The 19953-nt window shown below is 72.8% G+C and carries 20 protein-coding genes; 5 read left to right on the forward strand and 15 right to left on the reverse strand.

What is annotated here, in order from left to right; genetic code table 11:
• Positions 1 to 8 precede the first annotated feature (8 nt).
• From EDD40_RS17095 to clpS, 7 genes are all read right to left on the reverse strand, one after another.
• Positions 9 to 959 (reverse strand): PLP-dependent cysteine synthase family protein, encoded by a 951-nt coding sequence (locus EDD40_RS17095; protein ID WP_123743804.1) that lies wholly within the window; start codon positions 957 to 959, stop codon positions 9 to 11.
• Positions 960 to 995: 36 nt separating this feature from the next.
• Positions 996 to 1268 (reverse strand): MoaD/ThiS family protein, encoded by a 273-nt coding sequence (locus EDD40_RS17100; RefSeq protein WP_123743805.1) that lies wholly within the window; start codon positions 1266 to 1268, stop codon positions 996 to 998.
• Positions 1269 to 1339: 71 nt separating this feature from the next.
• Entirely contained in the window at positions 1340 to 1795 is a 456-nt protein-coding gene (locus tag EDD40_RS17105; protein WP_123743806.1) for a M67 family metallopeptidase, read from the reverse strand.
• Between the two features lie 51 nt (positions 1796 to 1846).
• Positions 1847 to 2383, reverse strand: a complete 537-nt coding sequence (locus tag EDD40_RS17110; protein ID WP_148088827.1) for a DUF2231 domain-containing protein — start codon at positions 2381 to 2383, stop codon at positions 1847 to 1849.
• 159 nt (positions 2384 to 2542) lie between these two features.
• Positions 2543 to 3106, reverse strand: coding sequence for a P1 family peptidase (locus EDD40_RS17115; RefSeq protein ID WP_170185117.1), 564 nt, complete (start codon positions 3104 to 3106; stop codon positions 2543 to 2545).
• The gene (locus EDD40_RS17120) at positions 3106 to 3663 is read right to left on the reverse strand and encodes a DUF2017 domain-containing protein (RefSeq protein WP_201438780.1); all 558 of its coding nucleotides are present in this window, start codon (positions 3661 to 3663) and stop codon (positions 3106 to 3108) included. Before EDD40_RS17120 ends, EDD40_RS17115 begins: the two co-directional genes overlap by 1 nt.
• Entirely contained in the window at positions 3660 to 3959 is a 300-nt protein-coding gene (clpS, locus tag EDD40_RS17125) for an ATP-dependent Clp protease adapter ClpS (protein WP_123743809.1), read from the reverse strand. The genes EDD40_RS17120 and clpS overlap by 4 nt, the downstream gene beginning before the upstream one ends.
• A 76-nt stretch (positions 3960 to 4035) precedes the next feature.
• Here clpS and EDD40_RS17130 point away from each other — a divergent pair, with 76 nt between their 5' ends.
• On the forward strand, positions 4036 to 5310 hold the full coding sequence (locus EDD40_RS17130) for a nicotinate phosphoribosyltransferase (RefSeq protein WP_123743810.1): 1275 nt from the start codon (positions 4036 to 4038) through the stop codon (positions 5308 to 5310).
• Positions 5311 to 5319: 9 nt separating this feature from the next.
• On the forward strand, positions 5320 to 5889 hold the full coding sequence (locus tag EDD40_RS17135) for an isochorismatase family protein (RefSeq protein ID WP_123743811.1): 570 nt from the start codon (positions 5320 to 5322) through the stop codon (positions 5887 to 5889).
• Between the two features lie 48 nt (positions 5890 to 5937).
• Here the strand turns inward: EDD40_RS17135 and EDD40_RS17140 are convergent, their stop codons facing one another.
• From EDD40_RS17140 to EDD40_RS17150, 3 genes are all read right to left on the reverse strand, one after another.
• The gene (locus EDD40_RS17140) at positions 5938 to 6600 is read right to left on the reverse strand and encodes a hypothetical protein (protein WP_123743812.1); all 663 of its coding nucleotides are present in this window, start codon (positions 6598 to 6600) and stop codon (positions 5938 to 5940) included.
• A gap of 133 nt (positions 6601 to 6733) precedes the next feature.
• Entirely contained in the window at positions 6734 to 7897 is a 1164-nt protein-coding gene (gene wecB, locus EDD40_RS17145; protein ID WP_123743813.1) for a non-hydrolyzing UDP-N-acetylglucosamine 2-epimerase, read from the reverse strand.
• Between the two features lie 194 nt (positions 7898 to 8091).
• Entirely contained in the window at positions 8092 to 8877 is a 786-nt protein-coding gene (locus tag EDD40_RS17150) for a choice-of-anchor protein CoaP (RefSeq protein WP_123743814.1), read from the reverse strand.
• A 372-nt stretch (positions 8878 to 9249) separates the two neighbouring features.
• On the opposite strand from EDD40_RS17150, the gene EDD40_RS17155 reads away from it, so the two are divergent.
• From EDD40_RS17155 to EDD40_RS17165, 3 genes are all read left to right on the forward strand, one after another.
• Entirely contained in the window at positions 9250 to 10611 is a 1362-nt protein-coding gene (locus EDD40_RS17155) for an XrtP-associated glycosyltransferase (protein WP_246037705.1), read from the forward strand.
• Between the two features lie 111 nt (positions 10612 to 10722).
• The gene (locus EDD40_RS17160; protein WP_123743815.1) at positions 10723 to 11298 is read left to right on the forward strand and encodes a biotin transporter BioY; all 576 of its coding nucleotides are present in this window, start codon (positions 10723 to 10725) and stop codon (positions 11296 to 11298) included.
• 144 nt (positions 11299 to 11442) lie between these two features.
• On the forward strand, positions 11443 to 13470 hold the full coding sequence (locus tag EDD40_RS17165; RefSeq protein ID WP_123748083.1) for an ATP-dependent DNA helicase: 2028 nt from the start codon (positions 11443 to 11445) through the stop codon (positions 13468 to 13470).
• Positions 13471 to 13605: 135 nt separating this feature from the next.
• On the opposite strand, the gene EDD40_RS17170 is transcribed toward EDD40_RS17165, so the two are convergent.
• From EDD40_RS17170 to EDD40_RS17190, 5 genes are all read right to left on the reverse strand, one after another.
• Positions 13606 to 15015, reverse strand: a complete 1410-nt coding sequence (locus EDD40_RS17170) for a phospholipase D-like domain-containing protein (RefSeq protein ID WP_123743816.1) — start codon at positions 15013 to 15015, stop codon at positions 13606 to 13608.
• 25 nt (positions 15016 to 15040) lie between these two features.
• Entirely contained in the window at positions 15041 to 15730 is a 690-nt protein-coding gene (locus tag EDD40_RS17175) for a peptidyl-tRNA hydrolase (protein WP_123748084.1), read from the reverse strand.
• A gap of 14 nt (positions 15731 to 15744) precedes the next feature.
• Positions 15745 to 16971 (reverse strand): phosphoserine phosphatase SerB, encoded by a 1227-nt coding sequence (gene serB, locus EDD40_RS17180; protein ID WP_123743817.1) that lies wholly within the window; start codon positions 16969 to 16971, stop codon positions 15745 to 15747.
• Between the two features lie 106 nt (positions 16972 to 17077).
• Complete coding sequence (gene ctaD, locus EDD40_RS17185; RefSeq protein WP_123743818.1) at positions 17078 to 18865, reverse strand: aa3-type cytochrome oxidase subunit I; 1788 nt, start codon at positions 18863 to 18865, stop codon at positions 17078 to 17080.
• A gap of 306 nt (positions 18866 to 19171) precedes the next feature.
• Positions 19172 to 19888 (reverse strand): hypothetical protein, encoded by a 717-nt coding sequence (locus tag EDD40_RS17190; RefSeq protein ID WP_123743819.1) that lies wholly within the window; start codon positions 19886 to 19888, stop codon positions 19172 to 19174.
• Positions 19889 to 19953 lie beyond the last annotated feature (65 nt).

Below are 19953 nucleotides of genomic sequence, written 5' to 3' on the forward strand. Positions count from 1 at the left end.
CTCTGGCCTCAGGCCCAGAGGTGGCCGTCCAGCCGTTCCGCGGCCTCGTCCAACGTGCCCGCGTACGCGCCGGTGGACAGATACTTCCACCCCGCGTCCGCGACCACGAACGCCACGTCCGCCGACTCGCCGCGCGCCGCCGCCTTCTCCGCCGCGGCCAGCGCCGCGTGCAGGATCGCGCCGGTCGAGATGCCCGCGAAGATGCCCTCCACCTCGAGCAGCTGCCGGGTGCGGCGCAGCGCGTCGTACGAGCCGACCGAGTAGCGGCCGGTCAGCACCTCGGCGTCGTACAGCTCGGGCACGAAGCCCTCGTCGAGGTTGCGCAGGCCGTACACCAGCTCGCCGTAGCGCGGCTCGGCGGCGATGACCTGCACGTCCGGCTTGTGCTCGCGCAGGTACCGGCCGACGCCGACCAGCGTGCCCGTGGTGCCCAGGCCCGCGACGAAGTGCGTGATCGTCGGCAGGTCCTTGAGGATCTCCGGCCCGGTGCCGTGGTAGTGCGCGCCGGGGTTCGCCGGGTTGCCGTACTGGTAGAGCATCACCCACTCGGGGTTCTGCCGCGCCAGTTCTTTGGCCGTCGCCACGGCCTGGTTCGAGCCGCCCGCCGCCGGCGAGAACACGATCCGCGCACCGTAGGCCTGGAGCAGCTGCTTGCGCTCGGTGGAGGTGTTCTCCGGCATCACGCACACCAGGCCGTAGCCCTTGAGCTTGGCGGCCATGGCGAGGGCGATGCCGGTGTTGCCCGACGTCGGTTCGAGGATCGTGCAGCCCGGCGTGAGCACCCCGGACCGCTCGGCCTCCTCGATCATCATCAGGACCGGCCGGTCCTTGATCGAGCCGGTCGGGTTGCGGTCCTCCAGCTTCGCCCACAGCCGCACGTCGTTCGACGGCGACAGCCGGGGCAGGCCCACCAGGGGCGTGCCGCCGACCGCGTCGAGCAGTGACTCGTACCGGGCCACGATCGCTTCCTCCGGGGTGAGTCCTTCTGGTGTGGGTCAGCCGCCCGCGACGGCCGGGAGGATCGTCACGGTGTCGCCGTCCTTGACCTCGGCGCCGAGGCCGCCCGCGAACCGCACGTCCTCGTCGTTGACGTAGACGTTGACGAACCGGTGGAGCGCGCCTTCCTTGACCAGGCGCTGCTTCAGGCCACCGTGGTTGGTCTCCAGGTCGTCGATGACCTCCGCGAGCGTCGCGCCCGCGGCCTCGACGGACTTCTGCCCACCGGTGTGGGTGCGCAGGATCGTGGGGATGGAGACGGTGACGGCCATGCTGGTACCTCCGAGGAGCCGGGTTTGGTGAAGGTGGTGCCACGAGTGGTGCGCGGGCGCACCTGGAGGGCTCAGGGACAGTCGGGCGTGTCGTCGGCGCCGGTGTGGGCGAACATGTACGACTCCACGACCTCGACCGGCTCTTCGGTCACCACGCCGTCCAAGATCCGGTAGGAGCGCAGCTCGTGCTGCTCCGGGTCACGGGTGGAGATGAGCACGTAGTGCGCCTGGGGCTCGCTCGCGTAGGAGACGTCCGTGCGGGACGGGTACGCCTCCGTCGCGGTGTGCGAGTGGTAGACGACGATGGTCTCCTCGTCGTTGGCGCTCATCTCGCGGTGGACGCGCAGCTGCTCCATCGAGTCGAAGCGGTAGAACGTCGGCGAGCGCTCGGCGTTGTCCATCGCGACGAACCGCTCCGGGCGGTCGGAGCCCTCCGGGCCCGCGATGATCCCGCATGCCTCGTCCGGGTGGTCGCGACGGGCATGCGCCACCATCGCGTCCACGAGGTCACGGCGAATCACCAGCACGTCACCATCCTACGTGGTGGGGGAAGGTGTCCCGCCGTGTGAGAACTCGCACTACGCCGGTTCGCGGGTGCTCTCGAAGACCGCTCGCTGGACCTTCGGGTCGGTCGGGTGCACGCCCAGCAGGCCGCCCGCGCCCAGCGCCGCCAGCCCCAGCGCCGAGGCGCCCCTGGCCAGCAGGCCGAACCCGTGACCGCGGAGCCGGAAGGACGTGAGGTAGCACACGGTCGCGGCCGCGTTGGCCGTGAGCTGCACGAACGCCGCACGCCGCTGGTTGTCGGGCAGCGTGCCGTACTCGGTCAGCTCCGTGGCCAGCGCGGCGGGCGCGACCGCCAGCCCGGCCCCGATGAACGCCCGGGCCGCCTTGCTCGCGCCGGGCATCAGGTCGAGCGCCGCCGACGCCGCGTACAGCCCGATGGGCAGCGCCACGACCGCCGGGTGCACCGGCCGGCCCATCGCTCGCGCGCGCAGCACCCCGGTCACCTCGCGCCGGCGCAGCGTGGCGGGCACCGCCTCCGCCAACGCCCCGGCCGCCTTGCCCACCGCCGGACTGGTCCGCACCCACTTCAACGCCCTCTGCACAGCCGCCATGCCGTCCGGGTACCCACCCGCCACCGCTCACGCACACGTCCGAGCGTTGAATTCGGGGCGCCCGGACGTTGGACTCTCGCGGTTCGGGCGTTGGACTCTCGCGAGAGTCCTGCGTTCGGGCGGCACGTGTCGTGCGTTCCGAACAGGCGAGTCGCACGTTCAGGACGTGGCGACGGCGCGTTCGAGGGCGGTGGTGGCGGCGGTGCAGAGGTCGTTGAGCGGGGCGCCGGTCGGGGCACCGGTGGCGACCGCGAAGACGGTGGCGGGCACGGTCACGCCGGCGCGGGCGAAGGCGTCGTGCGCGGTCATCGCGACCCTTCGGCATTCCGCCGGCTCCAGGTCGGCGTCCACCACCACGAGGCCGACCGCCGTGCCGCCGACGAGGGCCAGCGCGGGCACGTCCAGGGGCACGGCCGACTCGCAGACCGCGTGACCGTCGGCCGCGGGCAGGCCCAAGGCCTCGGCGGCGGGCACGATCGGGACCACCTCGAACGGCCGCGGCCCGACAGGGAAGCCGTGGCCGCGCCCGGCCAGCCACCGCACCACCCCGTCGACCGCCGCGGGCCCGCCCAGCACCACGGCGTGCACCCGCCGCACCAACGTCGACGGGTCGAGCAGGTCCAGCTCGCGCGTGCCGACCGGCGCGCCCCGGACGTCGACCCCGGCCACCGCGCCGGCGGGCGCCAGCAGCACCGCCACCCCCGGCGCGCGCCCGACCAGCATCAGGCCATGACCGCTTCGATCAGCGTCTCCTGCACCCACGTCAGCCAGTGGTACACGCCCAGGTGCGGCGACCGCGGGTCGTCCGGCGGCAGCTCGTCCGGCATGTCCTCCTGCACGTCCAGCGCCGTGCCCAGCGCCAGCCGCACGTCGTTCAACGCCGACAGCCACGCCTCGGCCTGGTCCAGCGCCAGCCGCACCTCACCGCCGTCGGGCGGGCACGTCCGCAGCACCACCGCCGCCACGCCGGTCTTCAGGTCCAGCAGCTCGGGCTCGTGCAGCGACCGCAGCGCGTTGGCCGAGTCGACCTCGGCCGGATCGGGCGCGTCGGGGTCGAGCCGGTGGAAGTCGGGCAGCAGCCGCCCCAGGATCGGGTCGTCCGGCGGCGTGGACGGGCCGGTGCGGATGCCGGTCAGCTCCGCCAGCTCGTCCTGCGGCGCCTCTTCGGCGCGTGCCATCAGCATGTCCTGGATCTGGCTCACCAGGCCGCGCACCACGGCGGCTTCCTGCCGGTCGAACCGGCCGAGCACCTCGTCGCCGGTGCGTGTCCACTTCTTCACGACGAACGCTGCATGGTCGCCCAGAGCCCGGCCGCGTGCAGCTTGGCCACGTCGGCCTCCACCTTGTCCTTGGTCCCCGACGACACGATCGCCCTGCCCTTGTGGTGCACGTCCAGCATCAGCTTGGTCGCGTGGTCACGGCTGTAGCCGAACAGCTTCTGGAACACGTACGTCACGTAGGACATCAGGTTCACCGGGTCGTTCCAGACCAGGGTCTGCCAAGGGCGGTCCTCGCTGCGGACCTCCTCGCCGGCCGGGTCAACCTGCGTCCGCTCATGCTCGACGGGCGTGGTCATACCGCCAATGGTGTCATGTTCCGCTTCGCGGTGGAGCCCTCAGGGGCACCCTGGCCGACCGCTTAGGCTTCCCCGCATGTCGACGTCGCTGTTCACCGACCACTACGAGTTGACGATGCTCGCCGCGGCGCTGCGCGACGGCACCGCCGACCGACCGTGCGTCTTCGAGGTCTTCGCCCGGCGGCTGCCGGAGGGCAGGCGGTACGGGGTGGTCGCGGGCACCGGGAGGCTGCTGGACGCGATCACCGAGTTCACGTTCACCGATCGTGACCTCGAGCTGCTGGAACGCACGGACGTGGTCGACGCGGCCACCCTGTCGTGGCTGGCGGACTACTCGTTCACCGGGGACGTGGACGGCTACCCGGAGGGCGAGCTGTACTTCCCGGGCTCGCCGATCCTGTCCGTGCGGGCGCCGTTCGGCGTCGGCGTGGTGCTGGAGACCCTGGCGCTGTCGATCCTCAACCACGACAGCGCCATCGCCTCGGCGGCGGCGCGGATGGTGGGCGCGGCCAACGGCCGGCGGATGATCGAGATGGGGTCGCGCCGCACGCACGAGGAGGCGGCCGTGGCGGCGGCCCGCGCCGCGTACCTGGCCGGGTTCACCGCGACGTCGAACCTGGAGGCGGCCCGCCGGCACGGCATCCCGACCGCCGGCACGTGCGCGCACGCGTTCACCCTGCTGCACGACAGCGAGGAGGAGGCGTTCCGGGCGCAGGTCGAGGCGTTGGGCGTGGACACGACGCTCCTGGTGGACACCTACGACATCACCAACGGCATCAAGACCGCCGTCGAGGTGGCGGGGCCGGAGCTGGGCGCGGTGCGGATCGACTCGGGCGACCTGGGCGTGCTGGCGCGGCAGGCGCGTGACCAGCTGGACTCCCTGGGCGCGCGCAACACCCGCATCGTGGTGTCGGGCGACCTGGACGAGTACGCCATCGCGATGCTGCGCGCGGAGCCGGTGGACGCCTACGGCGTGGGCACGTCCCTGGTCACGGGGTCCGGCGCGCCGACCGCGGGCATGGTCTACAAGCTGGTCGAGGTGGCCGGGCGGCCGGTGGCCAAGCGCAGCTCGCACAAGGAGTCGCGCGGCGGGCGCAAGAGCGCGCTGCGGCGGCACAAGAAGACCGGGACGGCGCTGGAGGAGGTCGTGTTCCCGCACGACGCCGAGCCGGCCGCGGAAGCGCACGACCGGCTGCTCGCCGTGCCGCTGGTCCGCGGCGGTCGCCGGGTGGACGGCCTGGACACGTTGGCGGAGAGCCGGGAACGGCTGCGCGCTGCCCTCGTGACCGTGCCGTGGGAAGGTCTGAAGCTGTCCCGCGGCGAGCCCGCGATCCCGACGACGTTCCTGTAGGGGGCGCAGATGAGCAAGGCGCTGATCGTGGTCGACGTGCAGATCGACTTCTGCGAGGGCGGCTCCCTGGCCGTGCCCGGTGGGGCGGCCGTGGCGGCGGCGGTCTCGGCGCACGTCGCCTCCTCGTCCTACGACCACGTGGTGGCGACGCGCGACTACCACGTCGATCCCGGCGCGCACTTCAGCGAGACGCCGGACTTCGTGGACTCGTGGCCGGTGCACTGCGTGGCGGGGACGGCCGGCGCGGCGTTCCACCCGGAGCTGGACGTGACGGCCGTGGAGGAGGTGTTCTCGAAGGGCGCGTACGCGGCGGCGTACTCGGGGTTCGAGGGCGAGTCCCGCACGGGTGAGCGGCTGGTGGACTGGCTGCGGGCGCGCGGCGTCGAGCAGGTGGACGTGGTCGGGGTCGCCACCGACCACTGCGTGCGCGCGACGGCGATGGACGCGGCGGACGCCGGGTTCGCGGTCACCGTGCTGCTGGACCTCACGGCGGGCGTGTCGCAGGCGACGGTGGACAGCGCGTTGACCCGGCTGGGCGAGTCCGGCGTGACGCTGACGGGCACGCCGCGCGTGGGGTGAGCCCCGGTTCGGGCGCCCCCGGTCGCGAGGGGCGCCCGAACGCTCAGGTCACGGCGTCGGGGCGCAGGCGGTCGCGCCGAGGACGACGTCGCCGGTGATGGCGGACGCCTCGGTGAACCGCAGGTGCAGCATGGCCATCGCGATGCTGCCGTCGTTCGGGCTCGGGACGGTCGTCTCGCCGAACGTCGCGGTGGCCAGCACCGTGCCGTCGCCCGCCTTCACCTCGTGCACGTGGTTCGGCGCGATCTGCTCGGGCAGCCCGGTGAAGCCCTGGAGGCCGTCCGCCGCCCACCCCGCGTTGGTGCCGGACTCGCCGCCCAGGCAGGTGATCTTCCACCTGGCCACCCGCAGCCTCGGCCCGCCCGCCGACACCAGCGCCGACAGCTCGAAGTCGGAACCGACCGCCTCGGACGTGGTCGTGGTCGTGCCGTTGTCCGGGTCCACCACCGCGGTGGTGCACGACGACGTGCCCGCGCCGAACCGGACGCCCGCGCGGCTCACCGCCTCGGACGAGTTGGACGTGGTGCCGTCGACCGCGCACGGCGCCAGCGGCGCGACGGTGACCCGCGTGCCCGCCTTGGTGAACTCGGCGGAGCCGACGGACGCCACCCCCGCCGGGTTGGCCGCCGACGCCGGCGGCGCGGCCGTGACCAGGCCGAGTACCAGCGCCGCGGTCACGGCTCCGACCCGGCGCGCTCCGATCTGCTTCATCGTGTCGCCCTTCTGCTATTCACGGACGAGAGGAATATCGAACCCTCGCGGACACGACCCGATGATCTAGCGCGCACATCACCCGTCAGAGGAAAAATCCTTACCTGATCGAGTGATGACCGTCGGGACGTGCTCAGCACGGGATGCGCACCGGCAGCGGCGCGTTGGAGAAATCACCCGGCAGGCCCACGAGTCGCTCCAACGCATCAAGCACCCGGAACGCCGCGCGGCCGTCGCCGAACGGGTTGCGCCCGCGCGGCAGCCGCAGCCGCGCGCCGAGCACCCAGCCCGCCTCGGCCAGGATCCGGATCGGGTCGGTGCCGACCAGCCACGCGCCGCCGGCCTCCACCGCGGACACCCGCTCGGTCGTGTCGCGCAGCACCAGCACCGGCACGCCGAACGTGGGCGCCTCCTCCTGGATGCCGCCGGAGTCGGTGAGCACCAGCGCGGACCGGCGCAACGCGCGCACCAGGTCCGCGTAGTCCAGCGGCCCGGTCACCACGATCCGCTCGTGCCCGCCGAGCACGGCCCGTGCCGCCGCGCGCACCCGCGGGTCCGGGTGGGCGGGCAGCAGCACGCGCACATCGGGGTGCCGGTCGGCGACGGCCCGCACGGCGTGCAGCACGCGCGTCAACGGCCGGCCCCACGACTCGCGCCGGTGCACGGTGACCAGCACCAGGCGTTCGGCGCGCTCGTCGAGCACGCGTTCCAGCGCCGCGAGGTCGGGGTCGCGGGCGGGCAGGTCGGCGGCGGCCATCCGCTGCACGGCGTCGACCCCGGTGCTGCCGGTGACCACGATCCGGCGGTCGGCCAGGCCCTCGCGGACGAGCGCGGCGGCGTCCTCGTCGGTCGGCGCGAGGTGCAGGGCGGCGATCCGGGCGATCAGCTGCCAAGCGCCCTCTCCGGGGGACGGCCCCACGAGGTCGCCACCGCGCGGGCCGGCGTCGAGGTGGGCGACCGGGATGCCGCGCCAGAACGCGGCGAGCGCGCCGGCCAGCGCGGTCCCCGTGCCGCCCGGCACGAGGACGACGGCCGGGTCGCGCCCGCTCAGCAGCCGGTCGAACCCCGCGACCAGGCGGGCCCGCGGCCCGGTCCGGTACCCGGTGGTCCGCGGCACGTCCAGCCTGACGTCCACGTGCAGGCCGAACGCGCTCAGCGCCTGCTCGACCAGGCCGATGTGCGGTCCGCTGTGGACGATGACGGGCCGGAGCACCGGGTGGTCGCCGAGCGCCAGCGCCACCGGCGCGATCTTCACCGCCTCGGGTCGGGTGCCCGCGAGCAGCACGACTTCCTTCACCTTGCTCCCTTCACTGCGGTTCGGGTGGCGCCAGGGGTGCTCGCCCGTCGAGGTTCCCGGTGGGTGCGGCGCCCCGGCCGCGCGACTGGGGGTGGGCGCGTGGCCGGGGCGCACGCGCGCTACTCGTCGGCGGTCGCCGACGAGCCGGTTCCCGTGCCGGCCGCGTCGCCGCCGCCGGGGGTCTCGCGCACGGCTCAGCCCGCCGCGAGGTCGTGCCGGCGGCGCAGCGCCGAAGCGCCGACGGGCACGCCGAACAGGGCCAGCAGGCCGAGCCCGAGCCACCGGCCGGCGCCGGACGCCATCGGGATCGGCAGACCGGCCGGACCGCAGGTGGCCGAGGACAGCACCAGGTCACCGGCGCCGACCGAGCCGGGCGCGTCGCCGAGCAGGGTCACGTGCACGGCGTTGACGGTGAGGCTGCCGTCGGCGTTGCGGAGCTGCTCGTTGACCACGACCCGGGCGACGTCCACGCCGCGGAGGTCGACGTCGAGGGCGGTGTTCGGCGCGGGGTCGACGCCGACGCCGACCCCGGCTTCGCCGAGCCGTTCGAGGTCGAGCCCGACGAACCCGGCCCGGCCCGTCAGGCCCTTCTGGGTGGCCGCGCACTCGGCTTCGACCAGGTCGGCGGACAGGCCGCCGACCACGGTCGAGAGCAGGTCGAGCCGGACGTCGGCGGTGCTCGCCCGGGAGCCGACGGCGCCCGTCTTGTCGTCGCGCGACGCGGACGCGTCGACCGCGCCGGTCTTCAGGACGCCCGGCACGTCCACGCTCGCCGACGTGGTGGAGGTGGGGCCGTCCGCGGTGGCGGCGGCGAACGGGCCGGCCGACACCGCGCCGCGGCCCGACAGCGCCAGGTCGAGCCGCGCGCCGTGGGCCGAGGCGTCCCCCGGAGCCGCCGAGGCCGGTGCGGCTCCGAGGACCAGCGCCGCGACGGCGACCAGTCCGGCCGCCGAGGCCTGACGCGTCAGTGGCACACGCATGAAGCTCCCTCCTCGAAAACGTCTGGTCGAGCAAATGCCCCTATCGGCGTCCCTTCCGTCGTATTAAGAGTTGCTGACCGTAAAGAGGGACAACGGCCACTCGAATCGCCCAATTGCGACCACCGATGGTGGGTCTAACGCCCGAAATCACTTCACGTTGTCACTCGATCCGGGGGTGAGGTTCGCCGTACGCAGATCCGATGACCACCAAGCAGCCCTATCAGGCGATCCCCAATCGAGGGAAAGGACTCCGTCAGTGGCGTTTGCCTTACCCCGCACCGAACACCTCGACCGGGTGGTCGTCGGCACGCTCATGGCGGCTGCCGGCCGCGCCGCCGCACCCGTGGCGCTCACGTGGTCGGCGACCCGGCGATGACCCCCGTCGCGGACTTCGACGTGCTGCTGGGGATCACCCGGGCGCTGACGTCGACGATGGGCGTCGCGTTCGCGGCGTACCTGGTCCTGGTCGTCCTGCCCTACCTGCGGCACCGGCCCCGGCCGCACGGGCGGGCCGCCGATTTCGAGTGGCACTTCCTGCTGCCGTGCCGGGACGAGGGAGCCGTCGTCGGCGGCACGGTGCGGTACCTGCGCGAGGCGTTCCCCGACGCCCACGTGTGGGTCATAGACGACGACTCCGACGACGGCACGGTGGACGTCGTGCACGGCTTCCGGGACGACCCGCACGTCCACCTCGTGCGACGGCGCCGGCCGCACGCGCGCACCGGCAAGGGCGACGCGCTCAACGACGCCTACCGGACCGTGAAGCTGTGGATGGGGCGGCACGCCGACGCCGACCGCGCGGTGGCGGTGGTGGTGGACGCCGGCGGCCGGCCCGCCCGCGACTGCCTCGACGTGTGCGCGGCGGAGCACCTGTTCGGCGACCCCGGCGTCGGCGCGGTGCAGGTCGACGTGCGGGTGGCGAACGCGGGCGTGCGGCAGGCGGGCGGGCCGAGGTGGCGCGGCGTCCTCGGCGGCCTGCTGGTGCGGGTGCAGGACCTGGAGCTCCGGACCGCGGTCGCGGCGATCCGGCTGTCGCGCGGCACGACCTCCCCGGACGGCGACGGCCGGTTCGCCCGGCTGTCGGCGCTGGACTCCGTCGCGGGACCGGCCGGGCGGCCGTGGCGGGGGTCGTCGCCGGAGGACCCCGAGCTGGGCGTGCGCCTCTTGACGGCGGGGTGGCGCACCGGGTTCACCACGGACACCCACGTGCACCAGGAAGGGCTCCACAGCCTGCGGCGGTTGCTCGCGCAGCGCGCCCGGACGGGGCACGGGACGATGCGGGGCCTGCGGCACGTGCGGCGGATCTGGGCCTCACCGCACCTGTCCGCGTCGGGCGCGGCGAAGCTGACGTGCTCCCTGGTCCAGCCGTGGTCACGGCTGCTCGCCACGCTCGTCTACCCCGTGCCGTTGCTGGTGCTGGGTCAGCGCGCGGCGCACGCGCCGGGTGAGGTGTGGGCGTGGTTGGTCGACGGCGCGTGGACCTCGTTCGCGGTGTACGGGATGCTCGGCCTGCTGCCGTTCGTGCTGTGGGGGCCGGTGTACCGGGCGCGGTGCGCGCCCACGACCGGTCTCGCGCGGGCGATCGGCTACGGGTTCCTCTACGCGATCTACGCCAGCGCGTGCTGCCTGGCGTCGTGGCCGGCGGTGGCCCGGCCGGCACGCGGGCGCGACAGGTGGGCGGAGACGTGCGGCAACACCGAGCGGATCGCCGCGGACGTGGCGCTGGACCACTGACGCGTCGGCCCGTCACGCGTGAGATGCCCGACTTTGTAGAGCTTCGACGAAGACCGAACCAGAGATCGCCGGTTAACCTGCCCGAGAAGTCGATCCTCTGGGAGGTCCCAAGTGTCCGTCCTCGCCGTTCCCGGCCGTCGCGCGGTGCTCGCCGACCTGGTCCCGGGCGCTCTCGCGCGTGACATCGCCCTGGTCGTCGCGGGCGCCGGGTTGACCGGCCTGGCCGCCCAGGTCGCGCTGCCGGTGCCGGGCAGCCCCGTGCCGCTGACCGGCCAGACGTTCGCCGCCCTGCTCGTGGGCGCGGCGCTCGGGTGGCAGCGCGGTGGCGCGTCGATGGTGCTCTACCTGATCGCCGGCGTGGCCGGTGTGCCGTGGTTCCAGGGCGCCTCGTCGGGCACGCCCGCGTCGCTCGGGTACGTGGTCGGGTTCGTGTTCGCGGGCGCGCTGGTCGGCCACCTGGCGGCGCGCGGCGGTGACCGCACGCCGTTGCGGACCGTCGGCACGATGGCGGTGGGCAACCTGGTGATCTACGCGTGCGGCGTGCCGTGGCTGATGGCCGCGGCGGGCGTGGGCTTCGGCAAGGCGCTGCAGCTGGGCGTGACGCCGTTCCTGGTGGGCGACGCGCTGAAGATCGCCCTGGCGGCCGGTCTCCTGCCCGCGACCTGGGCCCTGCTCAACCGCAAGTGACCTCGCGCGTGTCCAACGTTCAGAACGCGTGAGTCCAACGTTCGGAACGCGTGAGTCCTACGTTCGGAACACCCGAGTTCAACGCTCAGGACGGGTTGGGGTGTCCGACCCCCGGTGACGGGGTGGGCGGGTACGGTCTTCGCCGTGCCCGCCACCACCGCCATCCCCGACACCAGGACGTTGCTCGCCGTCGCCGTGGAGGCGGTGGGCGGAGCCGAACGCCAGGGCCAGGTCGACATGGCCGAGGCCGTCGAGCGGTCGATCCGGACCGGCGAGCACCTCGCCGTCCAAGCGGGCACCGGCACGGGCAAGTCGCTCGCCTACCTGGTGCCCGCGCTGCGGCACGCCGTGGCCGAGGAGACGACCGTCGTCATCTCCACCGCCACCATCGCGCTGCAACGCCAGCTCGTGGACCGCGACCTGCCCCGGCTGGCCAAGGCGTTGCGCAAGGAGCTGGGGCGCGAGCCGCGGTTCGCCATCCTCAAGGGCCGCCGCAACTACCTGTGCATGCACCGCCTGCACACCGGTGCGCCGGACGAGCCGGAGGACGCGGGCCTGTTCGACCCGTTCGCGGTGTCCAAGATGGGCCGCGAGATCAAGCGCCTGCACGAGTGGTCGTCCGACACCGAGACCGGTGACCGCGACGAGCTCGTGCCCGGCGTCACGGACCAGGCGTGGCGCCAGGTCTCCGTGACCGCTCGGGAGTGCCTCGGCGTGAACAAGTGCCCGATCGGCGTGGACTGCTTCGCGGAGAAGGCACGGGCCGAGGCGGGCAAGGCGGACGTCGTGGTGACCAACCACGCGATGCTCGCCGTGGACGCGCTGGAGGGCTACCAGGTCCTGCCCGACCACGACGTGGTGGTGATCGACGAGGCGCACGACCTGGTGGACCGGGTCACGTCGGTGGCGACGGAAGAGCTGAGCGCGTCCCTGGTCGCCACGGCCGCGCGGCGCTGCGGGCGGCTGATCGACCAGACCGTGGCCGACCGGATGGCCGAGGCGAGCGACGGCCTGGCGATGATCCTGGAGGAGATGCCGGCCGGTCGGCTGGACAGCCTGCCGCAGGCGTTGGCGGGCGCGCTGCGGGCGACCAAGGACGCGGCGCACGCGTGCATCACGTCGCTGGGGCCGGAGCGCAAGGAGGACGTGGACGGCGCGACGTCGCGCAAGCTGGCGATGTCGCTGCTGGACGACGTGCACGACTGCGCCACCCGGATCCTGGGGGCGTTCGACGAGGACCACGACGTGGTCTGGGTGTCGGGTGACTTCGCCGACCGCAACAAGGCGCCGTCGTTGCGGGTCGCGCCGCTCGGTGTCGGCGGGTTGCTGCGGGAGCGGCTGTTCGGGAAGCGGACCACGGTCCTGACCTCGGCGACGTTGACGTTGGGCGGCACGTTCGACACGTTGGCGCGGCAGTGGGGGCTGCCGGCGGCGTCGGGCGCCCGCAAGGCGGAGGGGACGGCGACGGACAAGGAGCCGCCGTCGGACCTGGGCGCGCCGCGGTGGAGCGGGCTGGACGTCGGCTCGCCGTTCGAGCACGGCAGCAGCGGGATCCTGTACGTGGCGCGGCACCTGCCGCCGCCGGGACGCGACGGGCTGCCACCGTCCTATGTGGACGAGATCGAGAGTTTGGTCAACGCGGCCGGCGGGCGCACGTTGGGGCTGTTCTCGTCGATGCGTGCGGCGAAGGCGGCGGCGGAGGCGTTGCGGGACAAGGTGGACTACCCGGTGCTGTGCCAGGGCGACGACGCCACCGGGCAGTTGGTGAAGCGGTTCGCCGAGGACGCGCAGACGTGCCTGTTCGGCACTTTGTCGTTGTGGCAGGGCGTGGACGTGCCGGGGCCGGCGCTGTCGCTGGTGGTGATGGACCGCATCCCGTTCCCGCGGCCGGACGACCCGTTGGCGTCGGCGCGGCAGAAGGCCGTGGAGTCGCGCGGCGGCAACGGCTTCCTCACCGTGGCGGCGACCCACGCCGCGCTGCTGCTGGCCCAGGGCGCGGGGCGGCTGCTGCGTTCGATGAACGACAAGGGCGTGGTCGCCGTGCTCGACCCGCGGTTGGCGACGGCCCGTTACGGCGGGTTCCTGCGTGCCTCGCTGCCGCCGTTCTGGACGACGTACGACCCGGAGGTCGTGCGGGCGGCGCTCAAGCGGCTCGACGCGGCCAACAACTGACGGCCGTTCCCTCGTCTGGCGGGTGCTGAGCGTTCAACTCGGGTGTTCCGAACGTAGGACACGCATGTCCTGAACGTAGGACACGCGCGTTCTGAACGTAGGACACGCGCGGGTTGGAGGTAGGACTCTCGAGGGTCAGCCGTCGACGAGGAGGCCGCGGAGGGGGCCTTGGAGGCGACCGGCGCGGCGGGAGACGCCCGGGAGGGCGGTCAGGCGGTGTTTGCCCTCGGCGGCCAGGGTGGGGCGCCAGAGGCGGTCCACGACCTCGTGGGCCGGACCGGCGACCTCGGCCAGCGGGCGCTGGAGGTGCTCGGACCACAGGCGCAGGCGGGCGTCCCGGGCCACCTCCGGGTCGTCGGTCACGACGTTGACCTCGGTGTCGTTGAACAGCGAGTGCTCGTTCAGGTTGGCCGAGCCGATGCTCAACCAGCGGTCGTCCACGAGGGCGAGCTTGGCGTGCACGTAGACCGACGACGACGTCGCGCCGTCGTGCGAGGACAACGTGGCGGCGACCAGCCGGTGGTTGCCGTCGTCGGCGTCCAGCAGGCGTCCCAGCTGGCCGCGGGTGGTGTCCGCGCCGTTGCTCGGCTTGCGCGGCAGCACCAGGACGGTGCGGAAGTCGGGGCTCGGCGGGTTGCGGAGCTTGTCGATCAGGACCTCGGTGACCTCGGGCGACCAGAGGAACTGGTTCTCGAGGTAGACCAGGCTCGTCGCCGAGCGCAACGCGCGCAGGTAGGAGTCGAGCAGGCTGAACTCGCCGCGGGGCGCGAAGTCGTAGGTGCGCTCCGGGATCGTGCGCACCAGCTGCGCGGAGGACGAGCCGGCGGGCGCGGGCGGGATCGCCGGGGGCAGCTGCTCGCCGGAGATCTCCTGCCAGCGCAGGCGGAAGTGCTCGGCCGCGTCCGCGACGATCGGCCCGCGCAGGCGCGTCCCGATGTCGTGCCAGCCCAGCGGTTCGCGGGGCGGGTGCTCGGCGCTGTCGTGCCGGTCGCCCTCCACCGCGGTCAGGTCCATGCCGCCGACGAACGCCACCTCGTCGTCCACCACGACGATCTTCTCGTGGTGGCAGTGCAGCGTCCGCTCCCGCGCGTCGATCTCGCACCGCACGGCGCTGTCGCGGGTGAACTCGCGCTGCGCCGCCAGCACCCGCTTGCGGGTCGGTTCGAACATCGGCACCGGCGGCCCCGCCCACAGCAGCACGCGCACCGGCACCCGGGACGAGGCCGACGCCAGCAGCTCGCGCAACGTCGGCGAACCCGGTTCGCGGGTCAGCCGGAAGTCCGGGCTGGCGCACCACCCGGCCAGGTGGACGGACTTGCGCGCCGACGAGATCGCCGACGCGATGGCGGGCAGCACCTCGTGCCCGTCCACCAGCACGTCGACCCGGTTGCCGGTCCGCACCGGCCGCCGCGGCGTCCACCAGCCGGCCTCCGAGCCGAAGGCCGACCCCCACCCCAGCTTGCGCAACCGTCTCGCGTGGTGCGCGCACAGCAAGCTCTCCAGCCCGTCACCGAGCTTGGCGTCCAACACGTCCAACAGGCCCACGCCGGGGATGGTTACCGCAAACCGGTCAAACGAAACTTCGGTGCACGGCCACCGTGGCGGTTCCGGGCGCCACCTCGGTGTACCCGGCGTCCCGCACGAGCACGACGTCCGGCCTCGCCACCAGCGCGTCCCAGTCGGCCGCCGACGGCGTCCGCACGGCGCACCGGTAGTCCAGCCCGGCCCACTCCTTCAGCTCGGCGTCGGACAGGTGCGGCGCGACCAGCATCGACGCGTGCCCCACCTGCGCCGCCGCCTTGCCCGCCGTCATCTCCACGCGCGGGTTCAGCCAGAGCTCGACCGCGCCGGGGGGCACCGGGCCCGGCTCGTCGGGCGGCAGCTCGCTGCCCGAGATCTGCAGCCGGCTCAGCTCCTTGGGCAGGTCCACCACCCGGCTCGGCACGAACGCCCGCACCGACGCGCCACCGACCGTGACCGTCACACCCGGCAACGCCTGCACGGCCTCCCAGTGCGCGCCCCGGGCCCGCCGCGACACCTTCCGGATCCGGCCGCGCACCCACGCCACCAGGTCGTCGTGCCACTCGCCGCCCGGCAGCGCGCGGTCGTCCAGGCACACCGCGATGGCGGCGGCCGCCGCGGCCTCCAGCACGTCCGTCCGCGACGGCGGCGCGGACCGCTCGATCCGCAGCACCACCGGCATCGCCCGGACCGACGCCGGGTCTTCCTCGTCGGTCGACCAGTGCCGGTCCACCAGCATCCGCAGGATCGGGTTCACAGCCGGTTCAGCTCCAGACCGTCCGCCGCGTCCGCGGCCTCCACCTCCGCACGCGTCACGCCGAGGACGAACAGCACCGCGTCCAGGAACGGGTGCGACAGCGCCGTGTCCGCCACCTCGCGCAACGCGGGCTTGGCGTTGAACGCGATGCCCAGACCGGCCGCGCCGAGCATGTCGATGTCGTTCGCGCCGTCACCGACGGCCACGGTCTGCGCCAGCGTGATGCCCTGCTGGTCGGCGAACCGCCGCAGCGCCACCGCCTTGCCCGCCCGGTCGACCACCTCGCCGAGGACCCGGCCGGTCAGCTTGCCGTCCACGATCTCCAGCTCGTTGGCCGCGCAGAAGTCCAGGCCCAGGTCGTCGACCAGCCGCTGGATCACGCGCGTGAAACCGCCGGACACCACACCGCAGCGGAACCCGAGCCGCTTCAACGTCCGCACCGTCGTCCGCGCGCCCGGCGTCAGCTCCAACGACCCGGCCACCTCGTCCAGCACGGACTCGTCCAGGCCCTCCAGCAGCGCCACCCGCCGCCGCAGCGACTCGGTGAAGTCCAGCTCGCCGCGCATCGCCGCGTCGGTGATCTCCTTGACCTGCGGCTCCACCCCGACGTGCGCGGCCAGCATCTCGATCACCTCGCCCTGGATGAGCGTGGAGTCGACGTCGAACACCACCAGCCGCTTGGCCCGCCGGGTCAACCCGGCCCGCTCCACCGCGATGTCCAGCCCGCCGCGCACCGCCACCTCGGCCAGCGCCGACCGCAGCTGCGCGTCGCTCTCCGGCGTGTCGTCGGCCACGGACACCCGCAGCTCGAGGCCGGTGACGGGGTAGTCGGCCACACCCCGCATCGCGTCGATGTTCACGCCGAGCGCCGCCAGCCGGCGCGCCACCTCGGTGAACGCGCGGGCCGTGACCGGGCGGCCGAGCAGGATCAGCACGTGGCTGGACTCCAGCCGCGCGGTCCGCTTCGAGTCCGCGCCGATCTCCACCTCGACGAGCATGGACACCGTCGCCATGGCCTGCTCGACGGCCTCCTGCAACCCCTCCGGGTCGCGGTCGGCGGACACGAGCACGCCGAGCACCAACCGACCGCGGATGACGACCTGCTCGACGTCGAGGATTTCCACGCCGTGCCTGGTCAACACCGCGAAGAGCACGGAGGAGACCCCCGGCTTGTCCGGTCCGGTGACCGTGATCAGGACGGGCGTGGCGCTGGGCTTGGTCACTGATGGCTCCTATGCCAGACAGCGACGAGCCCCGACGTCCGCGGCCGAGGGATTCGGACGCCGATCGTCGGGGCTCGCCGTTGAACCTGTGCTCAGGTTACAAGCGTCACTTGTGGTCGCCCTCGGTGTGCTCCGAGGCTGTGCCCGATTGCACAGCGGCGGCGGCCACCTCGGACGGCGCGGGCTTCGCGTCCTCGTGCGCGATGGCCTTGCCGGTGAACGTCACGTGCGCCTCGCTGTGCAGCCGCTCGATCATGTGCGGGTAGTGCAGCTCGAACGCGGGGCGCGCCGAGCGGATGCGCGGCAGCTCGGTGAAGTTGTGCCGCGGCGGCGGGCACGAGGTCGCCCACTCCAGCGAGTTGCCGAAGCCCCACGGGTCGTCCACCTTCACGGTCTCGCCGTACCGGTAGGACTTGAAGACGTTCCAGATGAACGGCAGCGTGGACGCGCCCAGGATGTACGCGCCGATCGTGGAGATCGTGTTCAGCGTGGTGAAGCCGTCGCTGGGCAGGTAGTCCGCGTACCGGCGCGGCATGCCCTCGTTGCCCAGCCAGTGCTGCACCAGGAACGTGGCGTGGAAGCCGAGGAACGTGGTCCAGAAGTGGAGCTTGCCCAGCGGCTCGTCCATCATCCGGCCGGTGATCTTCGGGAACCAGAAGTAGATGCCCGCGAAGGTGGCGAACACGATCGTGCCGTACAGCACGTAGTGGAAGTGCGCCACGACGAAGTACGTGTCCGACACGTGGAAGTCGATCGCCGGCGCGGCCAGCAGGATGCCGGACAGACCACCGAAGAGGAAGGTGACGATGAAACCGATGCTGAACAGCATCGGGGTCTCGAACGTCAGCTGCCCCTTCCACATCGTGCCGATCCAGTTGAAGAACTTGATGCCGGTCGGCACCGCGATCAGGAACGTCATGAACGCGAAGAACGGCAGCAGCACCGCGCCGGTGGCGTACATGTGGTGCGCCCACACCGCCACGGACAGCGCCGCGATGCCCAGCGTCGCGTAGACCAGGCCGTTGTAGCCGAAGATCGGCTTGCGGCTGAACACCGGGAAGATCTCCGACACGATGCCGAAGAACGGCAGCGCGACGATGTACACCTCGGGGTGGCCGAAGAACCAGAACAGGTGCTGCCAGAGGATCACGCCGCCGTTGGCCGGGTCGAACACGTGCGCGCCCAGGTGGCGGTCGGCCAGCAGGCCCAGCAGCGCGGCGGTCAGGATCGGGAACGCCAGCAGCACCAGCACGGACGTCACCAGGATGTTCCAGGTGAAGATCGGCATGCGGAACATGGTCATGCCGGGCGCCCGGAGGCAGACCACCGTGGTGATCATGTTGACCGCGCCGAGGATGGTGCCGAGACCACCGACAACCAGGCCCGAGATCCACAGGTCGGCGCCGACGCCGGGCGAGTGGATGGCGTTCGACAGCGGGGTGTAGGCGAACCAGCCGAAGTCGGCCGCGCCACCCGGCGTCAGGAAGCCCGCCATCACGATCAGGCCGCCGAACAGGTACAGCCAGTACGAGAACGCGTTGAGCCGCGGGAACGCGACGTCCGGCGAACCGATCTGCAGCGGCAGGATGAAGTTGGCGAAGCCGAACACGATGGGCGTCGCGTACAGCAGCAGCATCACCGTGCCGTGCATGGTGAACAGCTGGTTGAACTGCTCCTGGGACAGGAACTGCATGCCCGGTCGTGCCAGCTCGGTCCGCATCAGCATGGCCATCGCGCCGCCCACCATGAAGAAGGCGAACGACGTGACCAGGTACATGATCCCGATCTGCTTGTGGTCCGTGGTGCGGAACATCCGCAGCAGGAACGAACCCTTGACCGCGTCGCGAGTCCCGAAGGGCCGCGTCGCGATCGGCTGCGGGGCTACGGCCGTCACGGTGCCTCCTGCACTGTCTGGTACTGGCTGAGCCTGCGGGTGGCGCCGCCGGCTCATCGGATCGTAGACGGCGCTGTTCCGGGTGGCGCGGCTGGGCTGCCCGCTGGATCAAGTGAGGTAGCGCAGGTCACAGGTTTGGATTGCCGCTGCTCCGCAGGCGGCGGCGAGGTCGCCCGGAAGTCGACCGCTCCCGCCCTGATTCCCGACGATCGAAAAGCGTGATCGTCGGGAATGAGGACGCGAACGGTCGACGCGACCTCGCGGAGGTGCGAGTCGGCGCTGGTGGGGATGAGGAGTGACGGGGGGTCAGCGGCGCAGGAGGTGGCGCAGCTTCGGGGAGGCGACGAAGGCGGCGCCGGCGGCGACCAGGGCGAGGCCGACCACCAGCATCCAGCCGCCGTCGAAGCCCGTGTTGGCCAGGTCGTCGTTGCCGGGGCCGTCGACGGCGACCGGGGTCGAGGTGCTGGTCGGCGTGACGGCGACCGGCTCGGTGGTCGTCGTCGGGGCGACCTCGTCGGTGGTGCTCGCCGGGGTGGAGGACGTGGTGGACGGCGTGGTGGTCACCGGGGTGGACTCGGTCGTGGTGACCGTGTCGTCCTGCTCGGCGCAGACGAACCAGTGGCTGATGCCGGCGGGGCCGCCGCTGGGGTTGAGCGGCGGGTGCAGGTCTTCCCACGCCAGGTCGCCGAGCTTGGCGGCGGTGTAGACGTTGTAGGCCGGGCCGCCCTTCACCACGACGCCGGTGAGCACGTAACCCTCGGGGTAGGCCGTGATGTCGATGTCGACGCCCTCGACGGTGAAGGTGCCCGCGGGCATCGTCATCTCCTCGCCGGGCAGGCCGACGACCTCGCAGGCGTTGCCGGGCTGGCCGATGTCGACGTTCTTCTGCTCGCCCACGACGGCGCGCGCGTCGCCGGGAAGCGGGGTCTCCGAGGTGGCCGAGGCGGTGCCGCCCAGCAGGCCGGTGGCGCTCAGGGCGAGCAGCGCGGCTGCTCCGAACAGGCGGCGGGTGGTGATGCGCATGGCTGCTGCTCCGCTGGGTCGTGGGGTGACCGGGGGATCGAACTACACCGGTTGTCCCTCTATCG

It is taken from the genome of Saccharothrix texasensis (assembly GCF_003752005.1).
Classification (GTDB): Bacteria; Actinomycetota; Actinomycetes; order Mycobacteriales; family Pseudonocardiaceae; genus Actinosynnema; species Actinosynnema texasense.